The sequence below is a fragment of the Rhizobacter sp. P3_C12 genome (assembly GCF_056402735.1).
This window is the reverse complement of record NZ_JBFUGW010000027.1, coordinates 12,735-37,645: the sequence shown is the minus strand read 5'-3', so window position 1 is coordinate 37,645 and position 24,911 is coordinate 12,735. Positions and strand designations below refer to the sequence as shown.

Annotated in this window: 25 protein-coding genes; 3 read left to right on the top strand and 22 right to left on the bottom strand. The window is 69.2% G+C overall.

From position 1 onward, the window contains the following. From AC1DXV_RS07165 to AC1DXV_RS07125, 9 genes are all read right to left on the bottom strand, one after another. The coding region (locus tag AC1DXV_RS07165) for an aminotransferase class I/II-fold pyridoxal phosphate-dependent enzyme (protein WP_477933017.1) at positions 1-1,039 on the bottom strand (1,039 nt) is incomplete at its 3' end. Then, positions 1,036-1,707: a dethiobiotin synthase gene (gene bioD / locus AC1DXV_RS07160; protein WP_477864449.1), complete on the bottom strand. Its 672-nt coding sequence runs from the start codon at positions 1,705-1,707 to the stop codon at positions 1,036-1,038. The genes bioD and AC1DXV_RS07165, both read right to left, overlap by 4 nt. Beyond that, entirely contained in the window at positions 1,704-3,011 is a 1,308-nt protein-coding gene (gene bioA, locus AC1DXV_RS07155) for an adenosylmethionine--8-amino-7-oxononanoate transaminase (protein ID WP_477864450.1), read from the bottom strand. The genes bioD and bioA overlap by 4 nt, the downstream gene beginning before the upstream one ends. Beyond that, positions 3,008-4,807, bottom strand: a complete 1,800-nt coding sequence (gene aceK, locus AC1DXV_RS07150) for a bifunctional isocitrate dehydrogenase kinase/phosphatase (RefSeq protein WP_477933015.1) — start codon at positions 4,805-4,807, stop codon at positions 3,008-3,010. The genes bioA and aceK overlap by 4 nt, the downstream gene beginning before the upstream one ends. A 13-nt stretch (positions 4,808-4,820) precedes the next feature. Beyond that, a complete protein-coding gene (can, locus tag AC1DXV_RS07145) occupies positions 4,821-5,495 on the bottom strand; it encodes a carbonate dehydratase (protein WP_477864452.1) in 675 nt (224 codons plus the stop codon). Positions 5,496-5,555: 60 nt separating this feature from the next. Beyond that, entirely contained in the window at positions 5,556-6,242 is a 687-nt protein-coding gene (locus AC1DXV_RS07140; RefSeq protein ID WP_477933013.1) for a Type 1 glutamine amidotransferase-like domain-containing protein, read from the bottom strand. Between the two features lie 34 nt (positions 6,243-6,276). After that, on the bottom strand, positions 6,277-7,434 hold the full coding sequence (locus tag AC1DXV_RS07135; protein ID WP_477933011.1) for an ABC transporter substrate-binding protein: 1,158 nt from the start codon (positions 7,432-7,434) through the stop codon (positions 6,277-6,279). Positions 7,435-7,645: 211 nt separating this feature from the next. After that, positions 7,646-8,824, bottom strand: coding sequence for an isovaleryl-CoA dehydrogenase (locus tag AC1DXV_RS07130; RefSeq protein ID WP_477864455.1), 1,179 nt, complete (start codon positions 8,822-8,824; stop codon positions 7,646-7,648). Between the two features lie 34 nt (positions 8,825-8,858). After that, positions 8,859-9,278 (bottom strand): MerR family transcriptional regulator, encoded by a 420-nt coding sequence (locus AC1DXV_RS07125; protein ID WP_477864456.1) that lies wholly within the window; start codon positions 9,276-9,278, stop codon positions 8,859-8,861. Between the two features lie 70 nt (positions 9,279-9,348). Here AC1DXV_RS07125 and AC1DXV_RS07120 point away from each other — a divergent pair, with 70 nt between their 5' ends. After that, a complete protein-coding gene (locus tag AC1DXV_RS07120; protein ID WP_477864464.1) occupies positions 9,349-10,404 on the top strand; it encodes an MBL fold metallo-hydrolase in 1,056 nt (351 codons plus the stop codon). A gap of 133 nt (positions 10,405-10,537) precedes the next feature. Here the strand turns inward: AC1DXV_RS07120 and AC1DXV_RS07115 are convergent, their stop codons facing one another. From AC1DXV_RS07115 to AC1DXV_RS07095, 5 genes are read right to left on the bottom strand one after another with little or no spacing between them, the layout of a single operon-like run. Continuing rightward, positions 10,538-11,230 (bottom strand): GntR family transcriptional regulator, encoded by a 693-nt coding sequence (locus tag AC1DXV_RS07115; protein WP_477864457.1) that lies wholly within the window; start codon positions 11,228-11,230, stop codon positions 10,538-10,540. 2 nt (positions 11,231-11,232) lie between these two features. Further along, entirely contained in the window at positions 11,233-12,108 is an 876-nt protein-coding gene (locus AC1DXV_RS07110; RefSeq protein ID WP_047506816.1) for an ABC transporter permease, read from the bottom strand. Beyond that, positions 12,108-13,019, bottom strand: coding sequence for an ABC transporter permease (locus AC1DXV_RS07105; protein ID WP_477933009.1), 912 nt, complete (start codon positions 13,017-13,019; stop codon positions 12,108-12,110). Before AC1DXV_RS07105 ends, AC1DXV_RS07110 begins: the two co-directional genes overlap by 1 nt. Position 13,020: 1 nt before the next feature. Then, positions 13,021-14,304, bottom strand: a complete 1,284-nt coding sequence (locus AC1DXV_RS07100; RefSeq protein WP_477864459.1) for an ABC transporter substrate-binding protein — start codon at positions 14,302-14,304, stop codon at positions 13,021-13,023. A gap of 51 nt (positions 14,305-14,355) precedes the next feature. Next, positions 14,356-15,348, bottom strand: a complete 993-nt coding sequence (locus AC1DXV_RS07095) for an ABC transporter ATP-binding protein (RefSeq protein WP_477864460.1) — start codon at positions 15,346-15,348, stop codon at positions 14,356-14,358. 239 nt (positions 15,349-15,587) lie between these two features. On the opposite strand from AC1DXV_RS07095, the gene AC1DXV_RS07090 reads away from it, so the two are divergent. Further along, positions 15,588-16,319 carry an aspartate/glutamate racemase family protein gene (locus AC1DXV_RS07090; protein ID WP_477864461.1) on the top strand — a complete coding sequence of 244 codons (732 nt, stop codon included), beginning with the start codon at positions 15,588-15,590 and terminating at the stop codon, positions 16,317-16,319. Between the two features lie 52 nt (positions 16,320-16,371). Here AC1DXV_RS07090 and AC1DXV_RS07085 read toward each other — a convergent pair whose 3' ends face one another. From AC1DXV_RS07085 to AC1DXV_RS07070, 4 genes are read right to left on the bottom strand one after another with little or no spacing between them, the layout of a single operon-like run. Further along, positions 16,372-16,875, bottom strand: coding sequence for a nucleoside deaminase (locus AC1DXV_RS07085; RefSeq protein WP_477864462.1), 504 nt, complete (start codon positions 16,873-16,875; stop codon positions 16,372-16,374). After that, a complete protein-coding gene (locus tag AC1DXV_RS07080) occupies positions 16,872-17,636 on the bottom strand; it encodes an ABC transporter permease (RefSeq protein WP_477864463.1) in 765 nt (254 codons plus the stop codon). The genes AC1DXV_RS07085 and AC1DXV_RS07080 overlap by 4 nt, the downstream gene beginning before the upstream one ends. Further along, positions 17,633-18,454: an ABC transporter ATP-binding protein gene (locus AC1DXV_RS07075; RefSeq protein WP_477933007.1), complete on the bottom strand. Its 822-nt coding sequence runs from the start codon at positions 18,452-18,454 to the stop codon at positions 17,633-17,635. The genes AC1DXV_RS07080 and AC1DXV_RS07075 overlap by 4 nt, the downstream gene beginning before the upstream one ends. Next, the gene (locus tag AC1DXV_RS07070; protein WP_477933005.1) at positions 18,451-19,302 is read right to left on the bottom strand and encodes an alpha/beta hydrolase; all 852 of its coding nucleotides are present in this window, start codon (positions 19,300-19,302) and stop codon (positions 18,451-18,453) included. Before AC1DXV_RS07070 ends, AC1DXV_RS07075 begins: the two co-directional genes overlap by 4 nt. 76 nt (positions 19,303-19,378) lie before the next feature. Between AC1DXV_RS07070 and AC1DXV_RS07065 the strand changes: the two genes are divergently transcribed. Then, positions 19,379-19,912 (top strand): ABC transporter ATP-binding protein, encoded by a 534-nt coding sequence (locus tag AC1DXV_RS07065; protein WP_477866567.1) that lies wholly within the window; start codon positions 19,379-19,381, stop codon positions 19,910-19,912. 6 nt (positions 19,913-19,918) lie between these two features. Here the strand turns inward: AC1DXV_RS07065 and AC1DXV_RS07060 are convergent, their stop codons facing one another. Genes AC1DXV_RS07060 through puuE form a run of 4 tightly spaced genes read right to left on the bottom strand, consistent with a single transcriptional unit; the run spans position 19,919 to position 24,910 of the window. Continuing rightward, positions 19,919-20,938, bottom strand: a complete 1,020-nt coding sequence (locus tag AC1DXV_RS07060; protein WP_477866565.1) for an ABC transporter substrate-binding protein — start codon at positions 20,936-20,938, stop codon at positions 19,919-19,921. A 17-nt stretch (positions 20,939-20,955) separates the two neighbouring features. Beyond that, entirely contained in the window at positions 20,956-22,206 is a 1,251-nt protein-coding gene (locus AC1DXV_RS07055; RefSeq protein ID WP_477866563.1) for a M20 family metallopeptidase, read from the bottom strand. Then, a complete protein-coding gene (gene uraD / locus AC1DXV_RS07050) occupies positions 22,203-23,966 on the bottom strand; it encodes a 2-oxo-4-hydroxy-4-carboxy-5-ureidoimidazoline decarboxylase (RefSeq protein ID WP_477933003.1) in 1,764 nt (587 codons plus the stop codon). The genes AC1DXV_RS07055 and uraD overlap by 4 nt, the downstream gene beginning before the upstream one ends. Beyond that, positions 23,963-24,910 (bottom strand): allantoinase PuuE, encoded by a 948-nt coding sequence (puuE, locus tag AC1DXV_RS07045; RefSeq protein WP_477866559.1) that lies wholly within the window; start codon positions 24,908-24,910, stop codon positions 23,963-23,965. Before puuE ends, uraD begins: the two co-directional genes overlap by 4 nt. Between the last annotated feature and the right edge of the window lies 1 nt (position 24,911).

Here is a 24,911-nt window from a genome sequence, read left to right as displayed (position 1 = left end):
CCCACAGGCCGCGCTCGCGCAGGCCCGCGGCCATCGCCAGCGCCTCGGCATTGCCGCCGAGGATCAGCGGCTGCACCGGCGTCGGCGACGGCGGGTTCGGCCACGGCAGCGCTGCGAGCCCGGCGCGCAGCCGCTTCACCAGCGCCAGCACGTGGGCCCGCCGCTGCGGCTCGCGCTGCATCACGCGCAGGCTCTCGCGCAGCACCTCGGCCTGCATCGCCGGCATCGCGGTCGCGAAGGTGTAGCTGCGGGTGCGCTGCAGCAGCCAGTCGACCAGCGTCGCGTCGCCGGCGACGAACGCGCCGGCCCCACCGGCCGCCTTGCCGAGCGTCGCCATGTAGACGAGGCGCTTCGAGCGCAGCCCGAAATGCGCCGCCGTGCCGCGCCCGTCCGGCCCGAGCACGCCGAAGCCGTGCGCATCGTCGACCAGCAGCCACGCGTTGTGGCGCTCGCACAGCGACAGCAGCCCGGGCAGCGGCGCGAGGTCGCCGTCCATGCTGAACACCGCATCGGTGACCACCAGCTTGCGCTCGGCCGTCGATGCGGCGAGCCGGCTGGCCAGGCCCTCCAGGTCGCCATGCGGATACACGCCGATCTGCGCGCCCGACAACCGCGAACCGTCGATCAGGCAGGCATGGTTCAGCGCATCGCAGAACAGCGCATCGCCACGCCCCACCAGCGCCGGCAGCAGCCCGACATTGGCCGCGAAGCCGGCATAGAAGCTGAGCGCCGCCTGCTGGCCGACGAACGCGGCCAGCTCGCGCTCCAGTGCGTCATGCGCCTCGGTGTGGCCACAGACCAGCGGCGACGCGGTCGCGCCGACACCCCACTGCTGCGCTGCGCGCTGCGCCGCGGCGATCAGGTCCGGGTGCTGCGCCAGGCCCAGGTAGTCGTTGCTGCAGAACGCGAGCAGCGATTCGCCGTCGACCACCATGCGCGGGCCGTCCACCTGCTGCACCACGCGGCGGCGCCGGCGCAGGCTGGCGCCGTCCAGCGCGTCGAGCTCCGTGGCCATCTCGGCGAGGTCGAAGGCGTTCATCGCGCGGTCCAGTGGCGCAGCATGTCCTGCGCGCTCGCGTGCGGCTGGTGCGGCAGCTCGGCCCACAGCGGGGCGTCGATGCGCTCGCGCAGCGTCGCGATGTTCTCGTCGACCGCGAGCATCGCCGGGTCGACGCGGTTCGCGACCCAGCCGGCCAGGCGCAGCCCGCGCGCGCGGATCGCCTCCTGCGTCAGCAAGGCGTGGTTCAGGCAGCCGAGCCGCAGGCCGACCACCAGCAGCACCGGCAGGTCGAGCGCCTGCGCGAGGTCGGCACCGGTCTGCGTGTCGTTCAACGGCACCAGGAAGCCGCCGGCGCCTTCGACGACGACCGCGTCGGCCAACGCGGCCAGGTCGCGGTAGCGCCGGCCGAGCTCGCAGATGTCGATCTGCACGCCGGCCGCGCGCGCGGCCAGGTGGGGCGACAACGGCAGCGGCAGGCAGTACGGGTTGTCCAGCTCGCGCGGCACCGCGACGGTGGCGGCGGCGCGCAGCGCGAGCACGTCTTCGTTGTCGTCGCCGTGCGGCGTCGCGATCGTGCCGGCGGCCACCGGCTTCATGCCGACCACGCGCTTGTGGCGGCGCCGCAGGTCGAGCATCAAGGTGCTCGCGACCAGGGTCTTGCCGACGCCGGTGTCGGTGCCGGTGACGAAATAGCCTTCGACGCTCATGACAAGCTCTCCTGCAATGCGGCGAGCGCACCGGCCGCGAGCTGTGCGCAGGCCGCCGCATCGATCACGTACGGCGGCATGAAGTACAGCGTGCTGCCGATCGGCCGCAGCATCAGCCCGTGCCGCAGCGCAGCCGCGTGGTAGCGGCGCGCGAACAGCGGATCCGCGCTGTCGATGTCGAACGCCCACACCATGCCGAGCCGGCGGCTGCGCAGCACCGCCGGGTGCGCTCGCAGCGGCTCGCACAGCGCGTCGAGCGCGGCGGCCGTTGCCGCGTTGTGCGCCATCCAGTCGCGCTGGCCGAAGATCTCCAGCGTCGCGAGCGCGGCGCGGCAGGCCAGCGGGTTGCCGGTGTACGAATGCGAATGCAGGAAGCCGCGCGCCGTGCTGTCGTCGTAGAACGAGGCGAACACCTCGTCGGTGGCCAGCACCGTCGACAACGCCATCGTGCCGCCCGTCAGCCCCTTCGACAGGCACAGCAGGTCCGGCCGGATGCCGGCCTGCTGGTGCGCGAACAGGCTGCCGGTGCGGCCGAAGCCGACTGCGATCTCGTCGCACACCAGGTGCACCTCGTAGCGGTCGCACAGCGCGCGCAGCTCGCGCAGGTAGGCCGGGTCGTGCATCGCCATGCCGGCGGCGCACTGGATCAGCGGCTCGACGATCACCGCGGCGATCTCGTCGTGCCGCGATTCCAGCACCGCCTGCAGCGCCTGCGCGCAGCGGCGCGCCACGTCGGCCGGCGTCTCGCCCGGCTCGGCGCCGCGCGCATCGGGGCTCGGCACCGTCGCGCTCAGGCGCACCAGCGGGCCGTAGGCATCGCGGAACAACGCGATGTCGGTCACCGACAGCGCGCCCACCGTCTCGCCGTGGTAGCCGCCCTCGATACCGATGAATTTGTTCTTGCCGGGCCGGCCGCGGTTGCGCCAGTGGTGGGCGCTCATCTTCAGCGCGATCTCGGTGGCGGCCGCGCCGTCGCTGGCGTAGAACGCATGGCCCAGGCCGGTGAGTCCGGCCAGCCGCTCCGACAACGCCACCACCGGCTCGTGCGTGCAGCCGGCCAGCATCACGTGGCACAGCGTGTCGAGCTGCGCATGCAGCGCCGCGCGCAGGTGCGGGTGCCCGTGGCCGAACAGGTTGACCCACCACGAGCTGATGCCGTCGAGGTAGCGCCGGCCCGCCGTGTCGACCAGCCACACGCCGTCGGCGCCGGCCACTTCGAGCAGCGGCTGCGTCTCGTGCTGCTTCATCTGGCTGCAGGGGTGCCACACCGCGGCACGGCTGCGTTCGTTCAATGTCGTCGTCATGTCGATGTCGTCACGTCGGAGCCCAGCTGCGCCGCGCGCAGCCGTCGTTGGTTCTTGAAGCGCCGCGCCGGGTCGTACGGAAACACGTCGTGCACGTGCCCGGCCTGGATGCGCTCCTTGCGACGCTGCCAGAAATCGGCGTCCAGCAGGTCGGCATGGTGTTTCATGAACACCTCGCGCACGCCCGGGTGGCCGAGCAGGAATGGCCCGAAGGTCTCGGGGAACACATCGCGCGGCCCGACGCGGTACCAGACCTCGGCGGAGAGCTCCTCCTCTTCGGTGCGCGGTGCCGGCACGCGGCGGAAGTTGCAGTCGCTCAGGTACTCGATCTCGTCGTAGTCGTAGAACACCACCTTGCCGTTGCGCGTGACGCCGAAGTTCTTCCACAGCATGTCGCCGGGAAAGATGTTCGCGGCGACCAGGTCCTTGATCGCGTTGCCGTACTCGATGACCGCGTGCTCCACCTGCTCGGGCGTCGCCTCCTGCAGGTAGATGTTGAGCGGCACCATGCGGCGCTCGATGTAGACGTGGCGGATCACCAGGTCGTCGCCATCCTCCTCGAGCAGGCTGCCGCAGAAGTGCTTCAGCTCGGCCACCAGCTCGTCGTCGAAGCGCACCCGTGGGAAGGCGACGTTGCTGTACTCCAGCGTGTCGGCCATGCGCCCGACGCGGTCGTGCTGCTTCACGAGCAGGTACTTGCTCTTGATCAGCTCGCGCGTCGTCTCCTTCTGCGGCGGGTAGAAATCCTTGATCACCTTGAACACGTACGGGAACGACGGCAGGTCGAACACCAGCATCACCATGCCCTTGATGCCGGGCGCGATGCGGAAGGTGTCGCTGCTGTGGCGCAGGTGCGCGAGCAGGTCGCGGTAGAAGATGTTCTTGCCCTGCTTCTGCAGCCCGAGCGCGCTGTACAGCTCCGAGCGCGGCTTGCGCGGCATCAGCGTGCGCAGGAACTGCACGCAGGCCGACGGGATCTCCATGTCGACCAGGAAGTACGCGCGCGCGAAGCTGAACAGCATCAGCAGGTCGTCCTCGCTGAGCAGCACGGTGTCGATCGTGAGCCCGTGGCCGCCGGCGCTGTGCAGGATCGGCAGCGCGAACGGCGTCTCCTTGTAGCCGTTGATCACCTTGCCCACCACGTAGGCGCCCTTGTTGCGGAAGAACAGCGAGCTCAGCACCTGGATCTGGAAGTTCGCGCGCGGCCGGAAATCGCCCATCTGCGCGGTGACGGCGGCCAGCACGTGGTCGATGTCGCGCTCCAGGTCCTCGAACTCGCAGGCCAGCTGGAAGTTGTGCACCACGCGCAGCCAGGTCTCGCGCAGCGTCTCGCGCGTCGGGTAGTAGGCGCGGTAGGTCGGCTGCGACGCCGGCTCGTCGTTCTCGATGTACTCGGTCGACACCGCCGGGCGCACGAAGATGAAGTCGTTGTTGAAGTAGCTGCGGTGCAGGATCTTCGTCGTCACCGAGTTGAAGAAGGTCTCGGCGAGCTCGGGCTGGTGGTGGTTGGTCAGCAGGCCGATGTAGTGCAGCTTGGCCTCCTGCCAGGCCTCGGACGTGAGGCTGGCGGCATCGAACTCGGTCTGCAGCCGCTCGACGGCCTCATCGACGCGCACGTCGTAGAACTCGATGCGCTCGCGCTGCGCGCGCTGCTGGCCGTGCCAGTCGGCCGTCTCGAAGCGCTGCTTGGCCCCGGCGCTGGYGGCGCGGAACAAGCGGTAGTGCCGGTTGAAGCCGTCGAGCATCGCCTGTGCGATGCCGAACGCGCGCGCGTCGGTGAGGGCCTGCGGGAACATGCGCCGCCGCGGTTCAGCCGACCGCCCCCATCGACGCATAGCGCGACTGCAGCCCCGCCAGCGCATCGTCGTACGCCGTGCCGACCTGCTCCGGGCCGGCGATGGTGATCTTCATGTCCTGCAGCAGGCCGTTGTACAGGCCGTAGAACCAGCCGTGGATGACCAGTTCCTGGCCGCGCCGCCACGCCTCTTCGACCACCGTGGTGTGGCAGACGTTGCGCGCCTGCTCGATCACGTTCAGCTCGCACAGCGCATCGACGCGGCGCGCTTCCTGCACGGTGTCGAGCCAGGCCTGGTGCTTGTTGCGCACGTCCTTGACGTGGCTGATCCAGTTGTCGGCGAGGCCCACGCGCCGGTCGTGCAGCGCCGCCGCGACACCCCCGCAGCCGGAATGGCCGACCACGATGATGTGCTTGACCTTCAGCATGTCGGTCGCGAACTGGATCACCGACAAGGCGTTCAGGTCGGAGTGCACCACCACGTTGGCGACGTTGCGGTGCACGAACAGCTCGCCCGGCGCCAGGTCGACCAGCTCGTTGGCCGGCACGCGGCTGTCGGCGCAGCCGATCCACAGGTACTGCGGCGCCTGCTGCTTCAGCAGCCCGGTGAAGAAGCCCGGCGAGCGTGCTTCGGTGCGCTGCGCCCACAGGCGGTTGCTGGCGAGAAGTTCTTGCAGGTCGGTGGTCATGATGTTGCAGTGCAGCGAAGACGCGGCAGTGTAAGCAGTTGCGGATTCGCTCTCACCCTCTCAGGCCAGCAGCCGGGTGATGAGGGGCGCCGGCTCGCCGTCGGTCCAGCGGTGGGCGCGCTTGCCCTCGACCGAGGTGACGGCTTCGACGAGCCGGCCTTGCGCATCCAGGCGCACCGCGGCGCTGTCGTCGCAGGCGAGGCAGTCGCCGGCGTGGTCGCGCGCCACCTGCTCGACCAGCGGCCGGCGCCACGCCTCGCCGTCGTAGTGCGGGCAGAAGGTGCCGGCCGCGAAGCCGAGGCCCTGCTGCACGCCGCCGCCGGGCACGCTGTCGGTGACGTAGCGGTCGAACCAGCAGTTCGCGCCGGCACTGATGCCGGCCAGCACGCCGCCGGCGTCGAGCAGGTCGGCGAAGGCCGCCGCCAGGTCGTAGAGCTGCCACACCGCGAGCATCGCCGGCGTGTTGCCGCCGCCGACGTAGACGACGTCGCTCGCGAGCACCTCGGCGCGCAGGTCGAGCCCGCGGTCGAACTGGAACAGCGGCAGGTGGCGGGCCTCGCAGTCGAGCTTCGCGAAGGCCTTGTAGAAGCGCAGCAGGTAGTCGGGGCTGTCGCCGCTGGCGGTGCCGATGAAGCTCACGCGCGGGCGGGGCCGGCGGGCAAGCGAGAGGATGTAGCGGTCGAGGCGGGGGTTCTCAGGCTCCATCGAGAAGCCGCCCCCGCCCAACGCGACGATGTGCCCTGTCATGCCCACGCTCCCGCGGGGCATGCAGGCCCCGTCGTCAGTTGAGGATCTTGCCGTTCGCGCCGAACATCGCGAAGTTCACGTAGTGCGAACCCGGCTTGTCGTTGACGCTGAAGTCGAGCGTGTAGCCGCCGACGTCGATCGCGCTGGCGGCATTCAGCGCCGCGGTGACGCCGGCCGGCGTCAGCGAGGTCGTGGTCTCCAGCACCTTGACCAGCGCCTTCGCGGCGATGAAGCCCTCGATCGAGCGGGCCGACAGGTCCGGATTGTTCGAGGCGGCCTTCAGCTGCATGTACTCGCGCACCACCGCCAGGCTGCTCTGCTGCGGCAGCGGCAGCACCACCGAGAACGCGTAGCCGCGCGCACGCTCCGGGCCGAGCGCCTTCAGCAGCGCATCGGTGTCGATGATCGACATGCCGTACAGGATGCCCTGGCCGCCCTTGGCGGCGTACTGCTTGACGAACTCGATGCCGGCCGCGGTGGTCGCGCCGAGGAACACCACCTGCACCTTCGAATCGATGATGTCGGCGACCGACTTCTCGACCTGCACCGTGTTGCGCGGGTAGCCGCTCGTCACCGCCAGCTCGATGCCGTGCTTCAGCGCCGCCGCCTGCGCGCCGGTCAGCACGTCCTTGCCCAGGCCGTCGTCCTGGTAGACCAGGCCCACGCGCTTCACGCCGACATGCGACAGCTGGTCGAACAGGCGACCCACCTCGTCGTGGTAGCTCGCCTTCACGATGTGCATGCCCGGCGCCTTGACGACCGAGGCCGCACCCGACACCGCCCCCACCAGCGAGGTCTTGGTCTGCGTGTAGACGCCGTCCTTGGCCAGCGCCTCGAGGTTGGCGGTGCCCACCGTGCTGATCATCGCGACCGGCGCTTCGGCGGCGATCAGTTCGCGCGTCAGGCGCACGCTGTCGTCGGGCTTCTGCGCGTCGTCGCGCGTCACCAGCTTGATCGGCCGGCCACGCACGCCGCCCTTCAGGTTCACCGCGTCGAAGTACAGCTTCGCGCCGGCGTTCATCGCCTTGCCGGTCACGGCCTGCGGGCCGGTGAACGGTGCGACCTGGCCGATCACGATCGGCTCGGCGGCCAGCGCCGCGAACGGGGCAGCCAGCGTGGCGGCCAGCAGGCCGGTAACGGCCAGCGCGTGCAGACGGAAGCGCTGCACAGCGGAAGTCGGTTTGGTAGACATCAGATGTTCCGGTATGGCGCGAACGGCGCCGTATGGACAGCATCTTAGAAAGCCGGACCGGGATATCCCTACTCATTTCGCGATTCAATTGCAAGCCGATGTGAACTGGTGCGCGAAGTTTTTTCTTGCCTTTTCGGCGGCGCGCGATATTCGCCCGAACCTGTCAAACAGCCGTCAGGAAACGGGCTCGAATCGGCGCGCCGCAGCATATTCACATCGTTTCGGCGAACAGCTCGCGGCCGATCAGCATGCGACGGATCTCCGAGGTGCCCGCGCCGATTTCGTAGAGCTTCGCGTCACGCCAGAGACGACCGAGCGGGTACTCGTTGATGTAGCCGTTGCCGCCGAAGACCTGGATGCCTTCGCCGGCCATCCAGGTGGCCTTCTCGGCGCACCACAGGATCACGCTCGCGCAATCCTTGCGCACCTGGCGCACGTGCTCGACGCCGAGCGAATCGAGGTTCTTGCCGACCGTGTAGCAGAAGGCACGCGCCGCCTGCAGCACGGTGTACATGTCGGCGACCTTGCCCTGGATCAGCTGGAACTCGCCGATGCTCTGGCCGAACTGCTTGCGGTCGTGGATGTACGGCACCACGTTGTCCATCACCGACTGCATGATGCCGATCGGCCCGGCCGCCAGCACCGCGCGCTCGTAGTCGAGCCCGCTCATCAGCACCTTGGCGCCGCCGTTCAGGCTGCCCAGCACGTTGGCGGCCGGCACCTCGACGTTCTGGAACACCATCTCGCCGGTGTGCGAGCCGCGCATGCCGAGCTTGTCGAGCTTCTGCGCGGTGCTGAAACCCTTCATGCCCTTCTCGACGATGAAGGCGGTGACGCCGCGGGCCCCGAGTTCGGGTTCGGTCTTCGCGTAGACCACCATCGTGTCGGCATCGGGGCCGTTGGTGATCCACATCTTGGTGCCGTTCAGCAGGTAGTGGCCGCCCTTGTCTTCCGCCTTCAGCTTCATGCTGATCACGTCGGAGCCGGCGCCCGGCTCGCTCATCGCGAGCGCACCCACATGCTCGCCGCTGATCAGCTTCGGCAGGTACTTGCGCTTCTGCGCCTCGCTGCCGTTGCGCTTGATCTGGTTCACGCACAGGTTGCTGTGCGCGCCGTAGCTCAGGCCGACGCTGGCCGACGCGCGGCTGATCTCCTCCATCGCGATCATGTGGGCGAGGTAGCCCATGTCGGCGCCGCCGTATTCCTCGCTGACGGTGACGCCGAGCACGCCGAGCTCGCCCATCTTGCGCCACAGGTCCATCGGGAACTGGTCGCTGCGGTCGATCTCGGCGGCGCGCGGGGCGATCTCGGCCTCGGCGAAGGCGCGCACGCTGTCGCGCAGCGCGTCGATGTCTTCGCCGAGCTGGAAGTCGAGTCCGGGCAGGTTCATGGGGTGTCTCCGTCAGTTTCTGGGATGGATCGTGTCAGGGCGAATTCAGCAGCCGCTTCGCCTCTTTCTCGTGCGTGCGCACCTCGTCGAGCGTGACGTGCAGGTCGGCCATCTGCTGCTCCAGCTGCTGGCGGTGCAGGCCCAGCACCGTGAGGAACTTCTTCAGCTGCGCCTGCGTGTCGCGCGGCGACTCGTACATGTCGACCAGCTCCTTCACCTCGGACAGCGTCAGCCCGAGCCGCTTGCCGCGCAGCGTCAGCTTCAGCCGGGTGCGGTCGCGCGCGGTGTAGATGCGGTTGCGCCCGGCACGCTGCGGCGACAGCAGCCCGCAGTCCTCGTAGAAGCGGATCGCCCGCGTCGTCAGGTCGAATTCGCGGGCGAGTTCGCTGATCGTGTAGGTGATTCCCGGGGTGGACGAGGTGGCGGACACCTCGGCGACAGCAGCGTGCGGCATGAAAACCTAGAATCGGCTGATTGACGTATACGTAAAGTGTAGCCGCCCCATGACATCACCGACCAAGCCGATGAACGAGCTCGAGCGACAGCTGCAGTACCCGCTGGGCGAGAACCTGCCCGACACCGGCCGGACGCTGGAGGTGGCGCCCGGCGTGCGGTGGCTGCGCATGCAGCTGCCCTTTGCGCTCGACCACATCAACCTCTGGCTGCTGCGCGACGAGATCGACGGCCGCGCCGGCTGGACGATCGTCGACTGCGGCATCACCAACGATGCGACGAAGGCGGCCTGGGAGCAGGTGTTCGAGGACGAGCTGCAGGGCCTGCCGGTGCTGCGGGTGATCGTGACGCACATGCACCCCGACCACATGGGGCTGGCGCACTGGCTGACCGAGCGCTGGAACGTGCGGCTGTGGATCAGCGCGACCGACTACAACGCGGCGCGGCTGGCCAGCACCTCCACCACCGGCTTCGGCGGCGAGGCGGCGGCGAAGTTCATGGCCAGCCACGGGCTGACCGACCCGGAGGCGGTGGCGAAGATCAAGGCGCGCAGCAACTACTACGCGACGATGGTGCCGCAGGTGCCGGCCGCGTTCCGCCGGCTGCTCGACGGCATGGTGCTCGCGATCGGCGGGCACGGCTGGCAGTGCATCTCCGGCTACGGGCATGCGCCGGAGCACATGTCGCTGTACTGCGCCGAGCTCGGTGTGCTGATCTCGGGCGACATGCTGCTGCCGCGCATCTCGACCAACGTCAGCGTGATCGACCTGGAGCCCGAGGCCGATCCGCTGCCGCTGTACCTGGCGTCGATCCAGCGCTATGCGTCATTGCCGGCCGACACGCTGGTGCTGCCGTCGCACGGCCGGCCGTTCCGCGGCATGCACACGCGGATCCAGCAGCTGGTGACGCACCATGACGATCGCTTCGCCGACGTGATGCGCGCCTGCGCCACCGCGCCGCAAAGCGCGGCCGACCTGCTGACGGTGCTGTTCACGCGCAAGCTGGACCTGCACCAGACGACGTTCGCGATGGGCGAATCGATCGCGCACCTGCATGCGTTGTGGCTGGCGGGGAGGCTGGTGCGCTCGGTGGATGCTGACGGGGTGTATCGCTTCGCGTGCCGCTGAAACCCCGTTCGCCCTGAGCCTGTCGAAGGGTCGGACTGAGCTTGTCGAAGGCCATGCGCGCTTTAGAACCAACCCTTCGACGGACGGGCCCTCGACAGGCTCGGTCCCTGCTCAGGGCGAACGGATGGCTGGCCTACGAGCGATACCCTCGAAACACATCCCGCAACGCCGGCACCGCCTTCACCGCCGGCTGCGACAGCGAGCGCTCGATCTCGTTCAGGTGCCGCCGCATCTCGGTCGACGCCCCCGCACCGGCCCCCTTCGAAATCACCTGCAGCAGCTGCTGGTGGCTGTGCGCGACGCACATCGGCTCGCCGGGCGACTTGTAGAGCGCCATCAGCAGCGAGGTGGTCGGCAGCAGCTCCTCGAGCAGCCGCACGAAGATCGGGTTGCCGCTCATGCGCGCGAGCTTCAGGTGGAACTCGCCCGACAGCCGGATCGCCTCCTGCTTGTTCTGCGACTTCGTCGCCCGCGCCTCGGCCTCGACCAGCTGGCGCAGCTCGGCCAGTTGCTCCGCGCTGAGCTTGCCGGCGAGCCGCCGCGCCACCTCGCACTCCACCACGCGCCGCGCATCGAACACATGCTCGCCGTCGCGCCGCGTCGGCTCGGGCACCTGGGCACCGCGGTTCGGCCGCAGCACGATCACGCCGTCCTGCGCGAGCTTGTGCAGGGCCTGGCGCACCAGCGTGCGCGAGACCTCGAAGGTCTGCGCCAGCTCCTCCTCGCGCAGCCGCGAGCCGGGCGCGAGGCGGTGGTCGATCACCGCCGCATAGATCGCTTCATAGACCCGGTCGGCACCCCCGGTCGCCGCGGTCGCTTCGGCCATCGTCAGGCGCCGCGGCGCTTGCCGAGGAACTTCACCAGCGCCAGCGTGCAGCCCATCACCGCGAACGACACCACCGTCGTCACCGTGCCGAGCGCGTAGATGGCCGGCGTGGTGACGGTGCTGGTCAGCCCCTGCAGCTCCAGCGGCAGCGTGTTGACGTCGCCGATCGCCTGCGAGGTGCGCGCGATCTCGTCCCAGCTGAGCGTGAAGCCGAACATGCCGACCCCCACCAGGCTCGGCGCGATCAGCGGCAGCACCACGTGGCGGAAGCTCTGCCACGGCGTGGCGCCCAGGTCGGCGGCCGCCTCCTCGAAGGCCGGATTGAAGCGGTTGAATACGGCCAGCATGATCAGCAGCCCGAACGGCAGCGTCCACGTCATGTGCGCGCCGAGCGCCGAGGTGTACAGCCCCATCGCGGTGCCGTAGCCCTCGAGCAGCCCGCTCGCGCCGACACTCTCGAGCACGCCCTTGAACGCGGTGTCGATCAGCCGGAACTGCAGCCCGATGCCGAGCGAGACCACGATCGACGGCATGATCAGGCTCGCGACCGAGGTGTAGAACAGCACGCCCGAGCCGGCGAACTTCTTGCGGAACGCGAGGCCGGCGCCGAGCGACAGCAGCACCGTCAGCAGCATCACGACGCTGCCCAACGCCACCGAGCGCCGGAACGCGGCCGCGATGTCGACGACGCCCATGCCCTCCCACAGCTTCGCGAACCAGTGCAGCGAGGCACCGCGCATCGGGAACGTGAGCCCGCCTTCGGGCCCCTGGAAGCTCAGCACGAAGATCGTGATCATCGGGCCGTAGAGGAACAGCACGAAGGCGCCGAACACGGCGGCCAGGGCGTAGAAGCTGCGCGGGCGCTTGTCGGCGTGCATCAGAGCTGCTTCCGGATGTCGACGAGCCGGGTCAGGCCCCAGATCATCATCAGCACCACCGCCAGCAGGATCACCGCGTTGGCCGCGGCCATCGGGAACTGCAGGTACGAGGTCTGCACCTGGATGATCTTGCCGACCGAGGCGATCTGCTGGCCGCCCATCACGCCGATCGTCACGAAGTCGCCCATCACGATGGTGATGACGAAGATCGAGCCGATGATGATGCCGGTGCGGCTCAGCGGCACGACGACGTTCCACACCGTCTGCCAGCCGCTCGCGCCGCTGTCGCGTGCCGCCTCGATCAGCGCGCGGTCGATGCGCATCATCGAGTTGAAGATCGGCACGATCATGAACATCGTGTACAGGTGCACGAAGGCGAGCACCACCGAGAAATCGCTGAACAGCAGCCACTCGATCGGCGAATCGATCACGTTGATCGCCTGCAGCCCCTGGTTGATCAGCCCGTTGCGCCCGAGCAGCGGCACCCACGAGATCATGCGGATCACGTTGGAGGTCCAGAACGGCACGGTGCACAGGATGAACAGCAGCGTCTGCGCGCCGACCGAGCGCACGTGGAACGCGAGGAAATACGCCACCGCGAAGCCGATCAGCAGCGTGACGAGCCAGACGAGGAAGCAGAACTTCAGCGTCGACAGGTAGGTGCGGACCGTCGTCTCGTTGAAGACGTCGAGGTAGTTCTGCCAGGTGAAGGCCGGGATCAGCTCGTAGTCGGTGGCGCGCCAGAAGCTGACCGTCACCACCAGCAGCAGCGGCAGCACGAGGAACAGCAGGAACACCAGTGCGAATGGCGTCGCCTGCAGCCACGCAGAAACCCGTAGCCCGGATGCCAATCCGGGATGGTCGCGGGACGATGCATCCCGGATTGGCATCCGGGCTACGGGCGCACTCATGTCACGCTGCCACGAACTCGTTCCACTTCTGCACCATGTACGCGTTCTCGTCCATGATCGCGTTCCAGCAGGCGATGCCGCCCATGCGCGTCTCGTAGCTGCCGCCGTCGCGCACGCTGCCCGCCTTGGCCAGCAGGTCGCCGTTGGGCGACTTGATGTCCTGCGCCGCCGCCTTGCCTTCCATCCAGTAGGCCCATTCGTAGGCCTCCATCTTGGCCTTCGCGGTGTCCAGCACCGCGCTGTAGTAACCCTGGCGGTTCAGGTACGCGCCGGCCCAGCCGTCGAGGAACCAGTTGATGAATTCGTAGACCGCGTCGGCCTTCTTGCCGCTCACCGTCTTCGGCACGCCGAAGCCGGCGGCCCAGGCGCGGTAGCCTTCCTTCAGCGGCTGGAAGGTGCAGGCGATGCCCTTGGTGCGCACGGCCGTGACGGCCGGCGACCACATCGACTGGATCACGACCTCGCCCGAGGCCATCAGGTTCACGCTCTCGTTGAAATCCTTCCACAGCGCGCGGAACTGGCCGGCCTTCTTCGCCTCGATCAGCGTCTTGATCGTCAGGTCGATTTCCTTCTTCGTCATGTTCCCCTTGTCGGGGTACTTGTAGAGGCCCGCCGCCTCGACCACCATCGCCGCGTCCATGATGCCGATCGACGGAATGTTCAGGATCGCGGCCTTGCCCTTGAACTCGGGGTTCAGCAGTTCCTTCCAGCTCTCGATGGGACGCTTGATCAGGTCGGGCCGGATGCCCAGCGTGTCGGCGTTGTAGACGGTGGGGATCAGCGTCATGAACTGCGTCGGCTCCTTCGCGAAGTCCTTCGCGGTGGGGGACGCGACGTACATCACCTTCTTCGGCGCGGTGCCCTGGTCGCCGACCTTCTTGCCGCCGACCTCGCCCTTGGTGAACAGCGTCGTGATCTTGTCGGCGTTCTTGATGCGCTTGGTGTCGATGCCCAGCAGGTTGCCGGTCGGCAGGATCTTCTTCAGCGAGAAGTACTCGGTGTCGATCAGGTCGAACGAGTTCGGCGCGGTGACGGCGCGCTTGGTCACGTCGTCGGTGGTGACCGGGATGTACTGGATCTCGATGCCGGTGTCGGCCTTGAACTTGTCGGCGATGGCCTTGTCCTGGTTCACCGCGGTGCCCAGGTAGCGCAGCGTGATCTTCTCCTGCGCGTGCACGAACGGGAAGGCCAGCGTGCCGCCGGCGGCGGCCGCGCCCTTCAGCAGCGTGCGGCGGCCGAGCTTCGGCGTGGCCGATGTGGCGGATGGATCGGTGTGGTCGGTCATGGGGTGCTCCTCGGGGTGGTATGTGATGCGGACTCTCGGGGACGAAACTGATCAGGCCAGCGCGTGCGCCTCATGCGCGGCCCAACTCACGTAGACGGTGTCACCGGGCGCGAACGGCGCGGCGTCGAAGCTGGCGTCGGAGACGGTGGCCGTCCAGTGCGCGTCGGCCGCCTCGCCCTGCGGCGCCAGGCTCACCTGCACGTACGTGCCCTGGTACTCGACGGCGCGCACCGCGGCGGCGCGGCCTTCGGTGTCGGCATGGTGCTGCAGCCGCATGCGGTCGGAGCGCACCGCGATGCGGCCGGCCGGCGACGCGATCACGTTGTGCGCACCCATGAAACGCGCGACGAACTCGCTGCGCGGCGCGTTGAACACCTCGCGCGGCGAGCCGGTCTGCTCGATGCGGCCCTGGTTCATCACGACCACCTGGTCGGCCAGCGCCATCGCCTCTTCCTGCGAGTGCGTCACGTGCACGAAGGTGAAGCCGAGTTCCTGCTGCCAGCGCTTCAGCTCGGCGCGCATCTGCACGCGCAGGAACGGATCGAGCGCCGACAGCGGCTCGTCGAGCAGCAGCACGCGCGGCTCGGTCATCAGTGCGCGCGCCAGCGCCACGCGCTGCTGCTGGCCGCCGGAGAGCTCGCTCGGCAGGCGCGCGAGGTAGGGCGTCATCGCCACCAGCGCGAGCAGCTCGCGCGCCCGCGCATGGCGCTCGGCGGGCGGCTTGCCGCGCATCTTCCAGCTGAAGGCGACGTTGTCGAGCACGCTCAGGTGCGGGAACAGCGCGTAGCTCTGGAACATCATCGCGGTGCCGCGGTCGGCGGCGGCGCTGTAGGTGATGTACTTGCCGCCGAGCAGGATCTGCCCGTCGCTCGCGAGCTCGTGGCCGGCGATCATGCGCAGCGTCGAGGTCTTGCCGCAGCCCGAGGGCCCCAGCAGGCAGCAGTAGCTGCCGGAGGGAATCGTCAGGTCGATGCCGTCGACGGCGACGGTGTCGCCATAACGCTTGACCAGCGAGGTGAGCACCAGGGACGAGTCGGGCTTCATGCCGCCCCCTGTATGCAAAGCACATGCCAGTGGATTTCCTCCGGGGCAACCCGCAGGTGGCGGCTCATCCACGCGTTTGTGTACGAGCGAGTCGCACCAACTGTGAACTTCCGCATCGCCGATCGCCCGCCTTTGGGGCGGCGGCACGCCTTGGAACGGGCGCACGACTTGCTCAGCTGATGGCGACACCCGGGCTCGCTTTGTATACAAAGCAGCCCATCGCATCTGAGGAGCCGACGATGAAGATCCGCGTGATCAACCCCAACACCAGCGCGTCGATGACGGCCAAGATCGGCGAGGCCGCGCGTGCGGTGGCCGCGCCCGGCACCGTGATCGACGCGGTGCAGCCGAGCTTTGGTGCACCGTCGATCGAGGGGCACCATGACGACGTGTGGGCCGCTGCCGGCGTCGCCGAACAGGTGCGTGCAGGCGAGGCGCTGGGTGCCGATGCGCACGTCATCGCGTGCTTCGGCGACCCCGGCCTGCATGCCGCGCGCGAGCTGGCGCGCGGGCCGGTGATCGGCATCGCGGAGGCGGCGTTCCATTGCGCATCGCTCGTCGCCACCGGCTTCTCGGTCGTCACGACGCTCACCCGCACCTGCGTGATCGCCGAGCACCTGGTGCTGCAGTACGGCTTCGAGCGCCGTTGCCGCGGCATCCACGGCACCGACATCGCGGTGCTCGAACTCGACGACCCGGCGAGCGACGCCTATGCACGCATCCTCGCGAGCGCACGGCAGGCGCTGGAACGCGACCGCTCCGGCGCGATCGTGCTGGGCTGCGCCGGCATGGCCGACCTGTGCGCGCGGCTGCAGGCCGAGCTCGGCGTGCCGGTGGTCGACGGCGTCGCGGCCGCCGTCAAGCTGGCCGAGGGGCTGCTCGCGATCGGGCTCGGGACGAGCAAGCGCGGGGACTATGCGGCGCCGCTGCGCAAGGACTACGTGGGGTTGGCGGCGCCGTATTCGCCGTAGCCCGGATGCGAATCCGGGATTCGTGACTCACGATCCCGGGTTGTCACCCGGGCTACGGGCTCGCGGACCAGAACGTCCGATGCAGCTGGAGCAACTCCGCCTCCACCTCCCCGACCGGCCCCCACACCCGCACCGCTTTCTGCCCGCGCGCGAACACCTCGCGGCACGGCAGGTCCAGCGTCGGGTTGTCGGGGTGCGCGCCGGTGATCGCGAGCAGTGCCGCTTCCGACACGCCGTACACCAGCCGCCCGATGTGCGCCCAGTACTGCGTGCCGGCGCACATCGCGCATGGCTCCACCGTCGTGTACAGCGTGCAGTTCCACAGGAAGTCCGGCGCATGGTTCAGCGATGCATGCCGTGCGAGCGTGGCCTCGGCGTGGTGCACCGTGTCGATGTTGCCCTGCTCGGCCAGCACCGTCTCGTGGTCCGGCGCCACCAGCAACGCACCGAACGGATGGCGGCCCAGGCCCATCGCCCGCTTCGCGACCTCGTTCGCACGCCGCAGGTGCCGCAGCATCTGCTCGTGCGTCGGATCGGCGTTCGAGAAATCGCTCATGCCGCCCCCGCCCGGCGATGCGCCCAGCCCGTCGTGCGCCGCTCGACGATCGCGAACAGCTCGTACATCGCCATCGCCATCGCGCCCACCACCGCGAGCCCGGCGAACGCCAACCCCATCTGCATCGACGAGCCGGCCGAGATCAGCAAATAGCCGATGCCCTCGTTGGCGGCCGTCATCTCCGACACCGTCGTGCCGACGAAGGCGAGCGTGATCGCAACCTTCAGCGACGCATAGAAATACGGCATCGAGCGCGGCAGCCCGACCTTCAGCAGCACGTCGGTGCGCCGCGCGCCCAGCACGCGCAGCACGTCCTCCAGCTCCGGCTCCAGCGTCGCCAGGCCGGTCGCGATGTTGACCGTGATCGGGAAGAACGAGATCAGGAACGCCGTCAGCACCGCCGGCCCGACGCCGATGCCGAACCACACGACCAGGATCGGCACGAAGGCCGCCTTCGGCAGCGCGTTGAAGGCCGTCATCAGCGGGTACATCGCCGCATACGCGAGCCGCGAGCTGCCGACCAGGGCACCCAGCAGCACGCCGACCACGATCGCCAGGCCGAAGCCCAGCATCGTGACCCAGAAGGTGCGCCACGCATGCGCGGCGATCACCGCGCGGAACTCCCACAGCTGCTGCGCGATGTGCGACGGGCTCGGGAAGATGAAGTCGGAGATGCCGAAGCCGCGGCACGCCAGCTCCCACAGCAGCAGCACCGCGGCCAGCAGCAGCCACGGCGCGAGGCGCTCGCGCCGGGCCGTCACGACACCGCCTCCGGCGCGCGGCGGAGGCTGCCGATGTGCTCGCGCAGCTCGAGCACCACGTCGCTGAACTCGCGGGTGTAGGTGAGCGCGAGTTCGCGCGGGCGCTCGAAGCCGATCTCGCGGCGCACCTGCATGCGCCCCGGGCCGCGGCTCATCACGTGCACCGTGTCGGCGAGGAACGCCGCCTCGCGCAGGTCGTGCGTCACCAGGATCACGTTGAAGCGCTGCACCGCGTGCAGGTCGCGCAGCGTGCACCACAGCTCCTCGCGCGTGAACGCGTCGAGCGCGCCGAACGGCTCGTCGAGCAGCAGCATCTTCGGCTCGTGGATCAGCGCGCGGCAGATCGACGCCCGCTGCTGCATGCCGCCCGACAGCTGCCACGGGAACTTGTCCTCGTAGCCGGCCAGGCCGACGCTCGCGAGCAGCGCGCGCGCCTTCGCCTCGTACTCGGCGCGCCGGGCGCGGAACTGCGAGCGGTACGGCTCGACGATCTCCAGCGGCAGCAGCACGTTGCGCAGCGTGCTGCGCCACGGCAGCAGCGAGGGCGCCTGGAACGCCATGCCGGTGATCTTCAGCGGGCCGGCGACCTCGCGGCCGTCGACAAGGACCGTGCCCTGCGACGGCCGCTTCAGCCCGGTCGCGAGCTTCATGAAGGTCGACTTGCCGCAGCCCGACGGCCCGACGATCGCGATGAACTCGCCCGGCTGCGCCTGCAGCGAGATGTCCTCGATCGCGAACTGGCGACGCGCGCGCAGCTCGTCGTTGTAGGCGAGCCAGACGTTGCGGAAATCGACAAAGGGCGGCGTGGGCAGGCTCATCGGGATGGGGCGGAAGCAGCAGATGAAGGAGGCGCAAGGCGCGCGATCAGCGACTTGACGGCCTCGCGGTACAGCGCCGGATCCTCGCTGTGCAGCCGGCTGTGCGAGCCGCCGCTGAACTCGACCCAGCGCGTGCCGGCCGGCGCCGCATCGCGCAGCCTGCGGCCGAGCGTCACCGGCACCGTGTCGTCGGCGCTTCCATGCATCATCAGGATCGGCGCGTCGACGCGGCCGATCTTGTCGACCGAATCGAACTGCTCGTTGGCGAGCCACGACACCATCGTGCCGATCGCGCCCAGCTCGGCGGCCACGTCGGGCAGCCGCGTGAAGGTCGACTCGAGGATCAGCCCGCCGTAGTCGCGCCCGTCGTGCTTCCGGCTTGCGAGGTCAACCGCCACGCCGCCACCCATCGAATGGCCGAAGATCACGCGCCGCCGCGGATCGGGCTGGCGCTTCACCAGCTCGGCCCACGCGGTGTCGGCATCGGCCAGGATCGACGCCTGCGACGGCACGATCGGCGTGCTCTCGCCCCAGCCGCGGTAGTCGACCGCCAGCACCGAGAAGCCGGCGTCGCGCAGCGCGTCGATCTTCGGCAGGTTGCGGTACAGCGCGCGGAAGGTACCGTGCAGGTACAGCAGCGTCGGCGCCTGCGGATCGGCATTCGGCAGCCACCACAGCTGCAGCCGGTCCTGCATGCCGGGTGTCGCCCCTGGCACTGCCACCGCGTACGACACATCGCCCGGCCGCAGCGCCACGTCGGCGGGCTGCCCCGGCGAGGGTCGGAACACCCATTGCCTCTGCTTCAGGTCCCACCACGCGCAGCCCTGCAGCATGACAACGCATGACATCAATGTGCACAGCCATCCGACACGCCTGGACAGCTGGCTCCAGAAACGGGGTCGAGAGTTCGCGACAATCAGCGCCATGAAGTTTCCTGCCCTGGCGTCTGCCGTGTGCGCCTGCGGCGTGTCGATCTGCACCCCTGCGCAAACCGTACCCGCTGCCCCTGGCGCGCCCGAGGCGCCGCCGGCCACTGTAGCCGCACCACCTGCCGACGATGTCTGGCGCCTGATGTACGCGCCGTTCACGTACCACTACTCGCGCGATCCGGACCACCGCTACGTGTGGATGGTCGGCATCGAACGCGAGCGGCCGAACGGCGTGGTCTCGGGCTTCACGTACTTCAGCAACTCGTTCGGCCAGCCCAGCGCCTATGCCTACGTCGGCCAGCGCCTGACCGACTTCAGCGACTGGAACCGGCTCTACGCGCAATGGACCGCCGGCCTGATCTACGGCTACAAGGCGCCGTTCGACGACAAGGTGCCGCTGAACTACAAGGGCTTCTCGCCCGGGCTGGTGCTGACGGTCGGCTGGCAGCTGACGCCGGCGCTGTCGACCCAGGTCAACGTGCTCGGCAACTCGGCGCTGATGTTCCAGGTGTCGGCCACGGTGCCCTGACATGCACTACTTCCGGACCACCGCGAACAGGTTGCGCGCGGCCGCGTCGGGCAGGTAGCCGTCGGCCCAGACCGCCGCCGGGTTCACGCGCTCCTTGGTGCCGAACGCGTCCGACACCTGGCTGGCCATCAGGCTCAGCCGCGGCGCCAGCACCGCGCCGAAGCCTTCGGCCCGCGCATCGGCGGTGAGCACCGTCGCATCGAGTGCGAGCTTCAGGCGCCGCAACTCCAGCGCCTCGTTGACGATGCCGTCGCGCGCCTTCACGGTGGCGACCGCCGCGGCCGGGTCGGCCACCACGTCCTTCATGCCTTTCGCGAACGCGCGCAGGAAGGCCTTCACCGCCTCCGGGTTCTTCTTCAGGAACGCCTGCGACACGATGACCGCGTTGCCGTACAGCTTCACGCCGAACTGCGGGTAGGGCAGCACGACGACCTCGTCGGCCTTCACGCCGCGCGCCTCCAGGTTCAGCAGCGAGGTGAACGAGAAGCCGGTGATCGCGTCGATGTCGCCGCGCACCAGCATCGTCTCGCGCAGCGGCGGGTCCATCGCGGTCCACGCGACGTTGCCGATGCCGTTGGCCTTCGCGAAGATCGGCCAGGCCTTGCGGCCGGCATCGAACACCGGCGCGCCGAGCTTCCTGCCGTTCAGGTCGGCCGGCGCCCGGATGCCGGACTTCTTCAGCGCCAGCACCGCGGCCGGCGTGTTGTTGTAGACCATCATCACCGCGACCGGCTTGTCCGGCGCGGTCGGGTTGTTGGCGTGGAACTCCATCAGCGCCGCGAGGTCGGCGAAGCCCATCTCGTAGGCCCCCGACGCGACCCGCGTGACGGCGCCGCCGGAGCCGTTGCCGGCGTCGATCGTCACGTCGAGCTTCTCGGCCTTGAAATACCCCTTCGCGGCCGGCACCAGGAACATCGCCGCCGGGCCTTCGAAGCGCCAGTCGAGCTGGAACTTGATGGGGGTGTCCTGGGCGAGTGCGCCCTGTGCGATGAAGACGAGGGCAAGGGCCAGCGTGCGAACGAACATCCGAGGTCTCCGGTGGATCAGGCCTGCCGGCCCGTCAGCAGGTCATGCAAGGCGCGCGCCACCACCTTCGTGGCACGCCGCAGGTCGTCGAGCACCACATGCTCGTCGGCCCGCTTCGCGTTGCTCTCGAACACCGTGCGCGGCCCGGCACCGTAGATCACCGCCGGGATGCCGCGCTCGCTGTAGAGCCGCACGTCGGTGTACAGCGGCGAGCCCGAGGTGGGAATGGCTTCGCCGAACACCGCCTCGCCATGCCGCTGCAGCGCCTCGACCAGCGGCCGGTTGCCCGGCAGCGGCTGCAGCGCGTGCGCCAGCAGCAGCCGGCGGATCTCGACCGTGATGCCCGGCACCTGCGCCGCCGCCTCGGCGATCACCTGGCGCAGCGCGGCCTCGACCTCGACCGGGTTCTCTTCCGGGATCATCCGGCGGTCGAGCTTCAGCACCACCTTGCCCGGCACCACGTTGGTGTTGGTGCCGCCCTCGATGCGCCCCACGTTGAGGTACGGGTGGCGGATGCCCGGCACCTTCGACGTGACCTGCCGGTACAGCGCGTTCTGCGCATACAGCGCGTTCAGCAGCGCAACCGCGCCCTGCAGCGCATCGATGCCGGTGTCGGGAATCGCCGCATGCGCCATCCGGCCGTGCACCGTCACCTCCATCTGCAGGCAGCCGTTGTGCGCCGTCACCACCTGGTAGCTGAAGCCGGCGGCGATCAGCAGGTCGGGCTTCGTGAGGCCATGCTTCAGCAGCCAGCCGGGGCCGAGTTCGCCGCCGAACTCCTCGTCGTAGGTGAAGTGCAGCTCGATGCCGCCCTGCAGCGGCACGCCCAGCGCCTCGAGCGCCCGCACCGCGAAGGTGTAGGTCGAGAAATCGCTCTTGCTGACGGCGGCCGCGCGGCCATAGAGCTTGCCGTCTTCGATGTCGCCGCTGTAGGGGCCGTGCGCCCAGCCCTCGCCCGGCGGCACCACGTCGCCGTGCGCGTTCAGCGCGATGGTCGGGCCCTCGCCACCTTCACCGTAGCGGCGGCGCACGATCAGGTTGGTGATGCTCTCCAGGCCGGCCGCGCGCACCTCGTCGCCCGGCACCACGTGCCGTTCGGCCTCGAAGCCGAAGCCCTGCAGCAAGGCCGCCGTGCGCTCGGCATGCGGCGCGTTGTTGCCCGGCGGCGTGTCGGTGGGCACCTGCACCAGCGCCTGCAGGAAGCGGGTCTGTTCATCGAAATGCGCGTCGATCCACGCATCGAGGCGCGCGAAGTGGTCGTCGCTCATGTCGTCTCCAGGTGATCCAGCAGGTGCTGGAAGGCTTCGACGCACAGCTGTGCGTCGTGGGTGGTGATGGTTTCCAGCGGGTTGTGGCTGATGCCGGAGTTGCCGCCGCGCACGAACAGCATCGCCTGCGGCATCACCTCGTGCAGCTTCATCGCGTCGTGGCCGGCGCCGCTGGGCATGCGGTGCACCTGCACGCCCCCGGCCTCGACCGCGCGCTCCCAGCGGGCCTGCCACGCGGCATCGCTCGGCGCGGCGCTGGCGCGCAGCGTCTCTTCGAGCGTGTGCTGCAAGCCACGCCGCCCGCAGATCCGCTCGAGTTCGGCCACCACGTCGCGCGCCAGCGCATCACGCGCCTCGTCGGTGGTGGCGCGCAGGTCGAGGCTGAAGCGGCAGCGGCCCGGCACGACGTTGATCGAGCCGTTCGGCACCGTCAACATGCCCACCGTGCCGACCAGGTGCGGCTGCGCCGCGGCGCGCTTTTCAACATACAGCGCCAGCTCGGCCACCGCGGTCGCGGCATCGCGGCGCCGGTCCATCGGCGTCGTGCCGGCGTGGCTGGCCAGGCCGATCACCTCGCCCAGGTAGCGCACGCTGCCGTTGATCGACGTGACGACGCCCAGCGGCAGGTCGAGCTCGTTGAGCACCGGCCCCTGCTCGATGTGGACCTCGACGAAGCCGAGGTAGCGCGACGGGTCGCGCTGCAGCGCAGGGATCTCCGCGGGGTCGAGGCCGGCGGCGTGCATCGCGTCGCGCATCGCGATGCCGTCGGCATCCTGCTGGTCGAGCCAGCGCCCGTCGAACTGCCCGATCAGCGCCCCTGAGCCGAGGAAGGTGGCCTTGTAGCGCTGGCCTTCTTCCTCCGCGAAGCCGACCACCTCGATGCCGTGCCGCAGGCGCCGGCCGGCGCGCTGCAGCTCGCGCACGCAGACCATCGGCACGAAGATGCCGAGCCGGCCGTCGTACTTGCCGCCGTTGCGCACGGTGTCGTAGTGCGAGCCCGTCAGCAGGCGCGGCGCGGCGCGATCGCTGCCGTGATGGACACCGACCACGTTGCCGACCGCATCGACCGACACCTCGTCGAAACCGCAGTCCTGCATCCAGCGCACCAGCTGGCGCTGGCAGGCCAGGTGCGCATCGGTCAGGTAGGTGACGGTGAGCTGGCCCTGCTCGGCGTAGCCGGGGTCGCTGTGCTGCGCGAGCAGCTCGGCGCAGTCCCACACCTGGTGGCCGAGCGTCGGCTCGCTGCCGAACTTGTCGTCCAGGCGCAGCTCGGCGATGYGGTGGATCTGGCGCAGGCATTCGGCCAGCTCGACATCGGCCGGGCCGTCGACGCGGCGCGCGAAGGTTTCGATGATCTGCGCGCGCGTGAGTCCGGTGCCACGTGGCCCGCGCACCGCGAGGATGAACGGCCAGCCGAAGCGCTCGCGGTAGGCGGCGTTCAGCGCCTGCAGCCGTGCGTACTCAGACTCGGAACACTGCGTGAGGCCCGATACCGATTGCTCGCTGGCCGATTCGCTGGTCAACGCAACCCGCGCCTTGCCGGCCAATTCGGGGTGGGCGCGCACCAGCGCGAGCTGCTCGTCGCGCGGCGCATCGCGCACCACCTGCACCAGCGCCTGGCGCAGCTGCGCCAGGCTCGCGAACGGCGCCGCGGCGAACGCGCGCTCGGCGATCCACGGTGAATGCTCGTAGGTGCCCTCGAGCAGCGCGACGAAGCCCTCCACCGTCGCTTCATTCAGTTGCTGCAGGCTGACGCTCATTTCCACACCCAGGCGTTGTCGGGGTTGAACGGATGCACGCGCTTCCAGTGGCGCGCGATGTCGACGCGGCGGCACACCCACACCCGGTCGTGCGCCTCCACGTGGTCGAGGAAGCGCTGCAGCGCCCGAAAGCGCCCCGGCCGCCCGAGCAGCCGGCAGTGCATGCCGATGCTCAGCATGCGCGGCGATTCGTCGCCCTCGGCGTACAGCACGTCGAAGCTGTCGCGCAGGTAGGTGAAGAAATCGTCGCCGGTCGCGAAGCCCTGCGGCAGCGAGAAGCGCATGTCGTTGGTGTCGAGCGTGTACGGCACCACCAGGTGCGGCGCGAGGCTGCCGTCGGTCTTGCGCACCTGCAGCCAGAACGGCAGGTCGTCGCCGTAGTGGTCGCTGTCGTACTCGAAGCCGCCGTAGTCGGCCACCAGCCGGCGGGTGTTCGGGCTGTCGCGGCCGGTGTACCAGCCGAACGCGCGCTCGCCGGTCAGCTTGTGGATGATGTCCATGCCGATGTCCATGTGCTGGCGCTCGGCGGCCTCGTCCATCTGCTGGTAGTGGATCCAGCGCCAGCCGTGGCAGGCGATCTCGTGGTCGAGCTCGACGAAGGCCTGCGTGAGCTCGGGGTGGCGCTCCAACGCCATCGAGACGCCGAACACCGTGAGCGGCAGGCCGCGCCGCTCGAACTCGCGCAGCAGCCGCCACACGCCGACGCGCGAGCCGTACTCGTAGATCGACTCCATCGACAGGTGGCGCGCCGGGTAGGCGGCCGGGTTGAACATCTCCGACAGGAACTGCTCGCTGCCGGCGTCGCCGTGCAGCACGCTGTTCTCGCCGCCCTCTTCGTAGTTCAGCACGAACTGCACCGCGATGCGGGCGCTGCCCGGCCACTCGGCATGCGGAGGGTGCTCGCCGTAGCCGACGAGGTCGCGGGGGTAGGTGGGTGGTGGCATG

What these genes read in the sequence shown, in the direction of transcription:
- bioD (WP_477864449.1), bottom strand. Translation starts at nt 1,707, where the DNA reads ATGAGCGTCGAAGGCTATTTCGTCACCGGCACCGACACCGGCGTCGGC.
- bioA (WP_477864450.1), bottom strand. Translation starts at nt 3,011, where the DNA reads ATGACGACGACATTGAACGAACGCAGCCGTGCCGCGGTGTGGCACCCC.
- can (WP_477864452.1), bottom strand. Translation starts at nt 5,495, where the DNA reads ATGACCACCGACCTGCAAGAACTTCTCGCCAGCAACCGCCTGTGGGCG.
- AC1DXV_RS07140 (WP_477933013.1), bottom strand. Translation starts at nt 6,242, where the DNA reads ATGACAGGGCACATCGTCGCGTTGGGCGGGGGCGGCTTCTCGATGGAG.
- AC1DXV_RS07135 (WP_477933011.1), bottom strand. Translation starts at nt 7,434, where the DNA reads ATGTCTACCAAACCGACTTCCGCTGTGCAGCGCTTCCGTCTGCACGCG.
- AC1DXV_RS07130 (WP_477864455.1), bottom strand. Translation starts at nt 8,824, where the DNA reads ATGAACCTGCCCGGACTCGACTTCCAGCTCGGCGAAGACATCGACGCG.
- AC1DXV_RS07125 (WP_477864456.1), bottom strand. Translation starts at nt 9,278, where the DNA reads ATGCCGCACGCTGCTGTCGCCGAGGTGTCCGCCACCTCGTCCACCCCG.
- AC1DXV_RS07120 (WP_477864464.1), top strand. Translation starts at nt 9,349, where the DNA reads ATGAACGAGCTCGAGCGACAGCTGCAGTACCCGCTGGGCGAGAACCTG.
- AC1DXV_RS07115 (WP_477864457.1), bottom strand. Translation starts at nt 11,230, where the DNA reads ATGGCCGAAGCGACCGCGGCGACCGGGGGTGCCGACCGGGTCTATGAA.
- AC1DXV_RS07110 (WP_047506816.1), bottom strand. Translation starts at nt 12,108, where the DNA reads ATGCACGCCGACAAGCGCCCGCGCAGCTTCTACGCCCTGGCCGCCGTG.
- AC1DXV_RS07105 (WP_477933009.1), bottom strand. Translation starts at nt 13,019, where the DNA reads ATGAGTGCGCCCGTAGCCCGGATGCCAATCCGGGATGCATCGTCCCGC.
- AC1DXV_RS07100 (WP_477864459.1), bottom strand. Translation starts at nt 14,304, where the DNA reads ATGACCGACCACACCGATCCATCCGCCACATCGGCCACGCCGAAGCTC.
- AC1DXV_RS07095 (WP_477864460.1), bottom strand. Translation starts at nt 15,348, where the DNA reads ATGAAGCCCGACTCGTCCCTGGTGCTCACCTCGCTGGTCAAGCGTTAT.
- AC1DXV_RS07090 (WP_477864461.1), top strand. Translation starts at nt 15,588, where the DNA reads ATGAAGATCCGCGTGATCAACCCCAACACCAGCGCGTCGATGACGGCC.
- AC1DXV_RS07085 (WP_477864462.1), bottom strand. Translation starts at nt 16,875, where the DNA reads ATGAGCGATTTCTCGAACGCCGATCCGACGCACGAGCAGATGCTGCGG.
- AC1DXV_RS07075 (WP_477933007.1), bottom strand. Translation starts at nt 18,454, where the DNA reads ATGAGCCTGCCCACGCCGCCCTTTGTCGATTTCCGCAACGTCTGGCTC.
- AC1DXV_RS07070 (WP_477933005.1), bottom strand. Translation starts at nt 19,302, where the DNA reads ATGTCATGCGTTGTCATGCTGCAGGGCTGCGCGTGGTGGGACCTGAAG.
- AC1DXV_RS07065 (WP_477866567.1), top strand. Translation starts at nt 19,379, where the DNA reads ATGAAGTTTCCTGCCCTGGCGTCTGCCGTGTGCGCCTGCGGCGTGTCG.
- AC1DXV_RS07060 (WP_477866565.1), bottom strand. Translation starts at nt 20,938, where the DNA reads ATGTTCGTTCGCACGCTGGCCCTTGCCCTCGTCTTCATCGCACAGGGC.
- AC1DXV_RS07055 (WP_477866563.1), bottom strand. Translation starts at nt 22,206, where the DNA reads ATGAGCGACGACCACTTCGCGCGCCTCGATGCGTGGATCGACGCGCAT.
- puuE (WP_477866559.1), bottom strand. Translation starts at nt 24,910, where the DNA reads ATGCCACCACCCACCTACCCCCGCGACCTCGTCGGCTACGGCGAGCAC.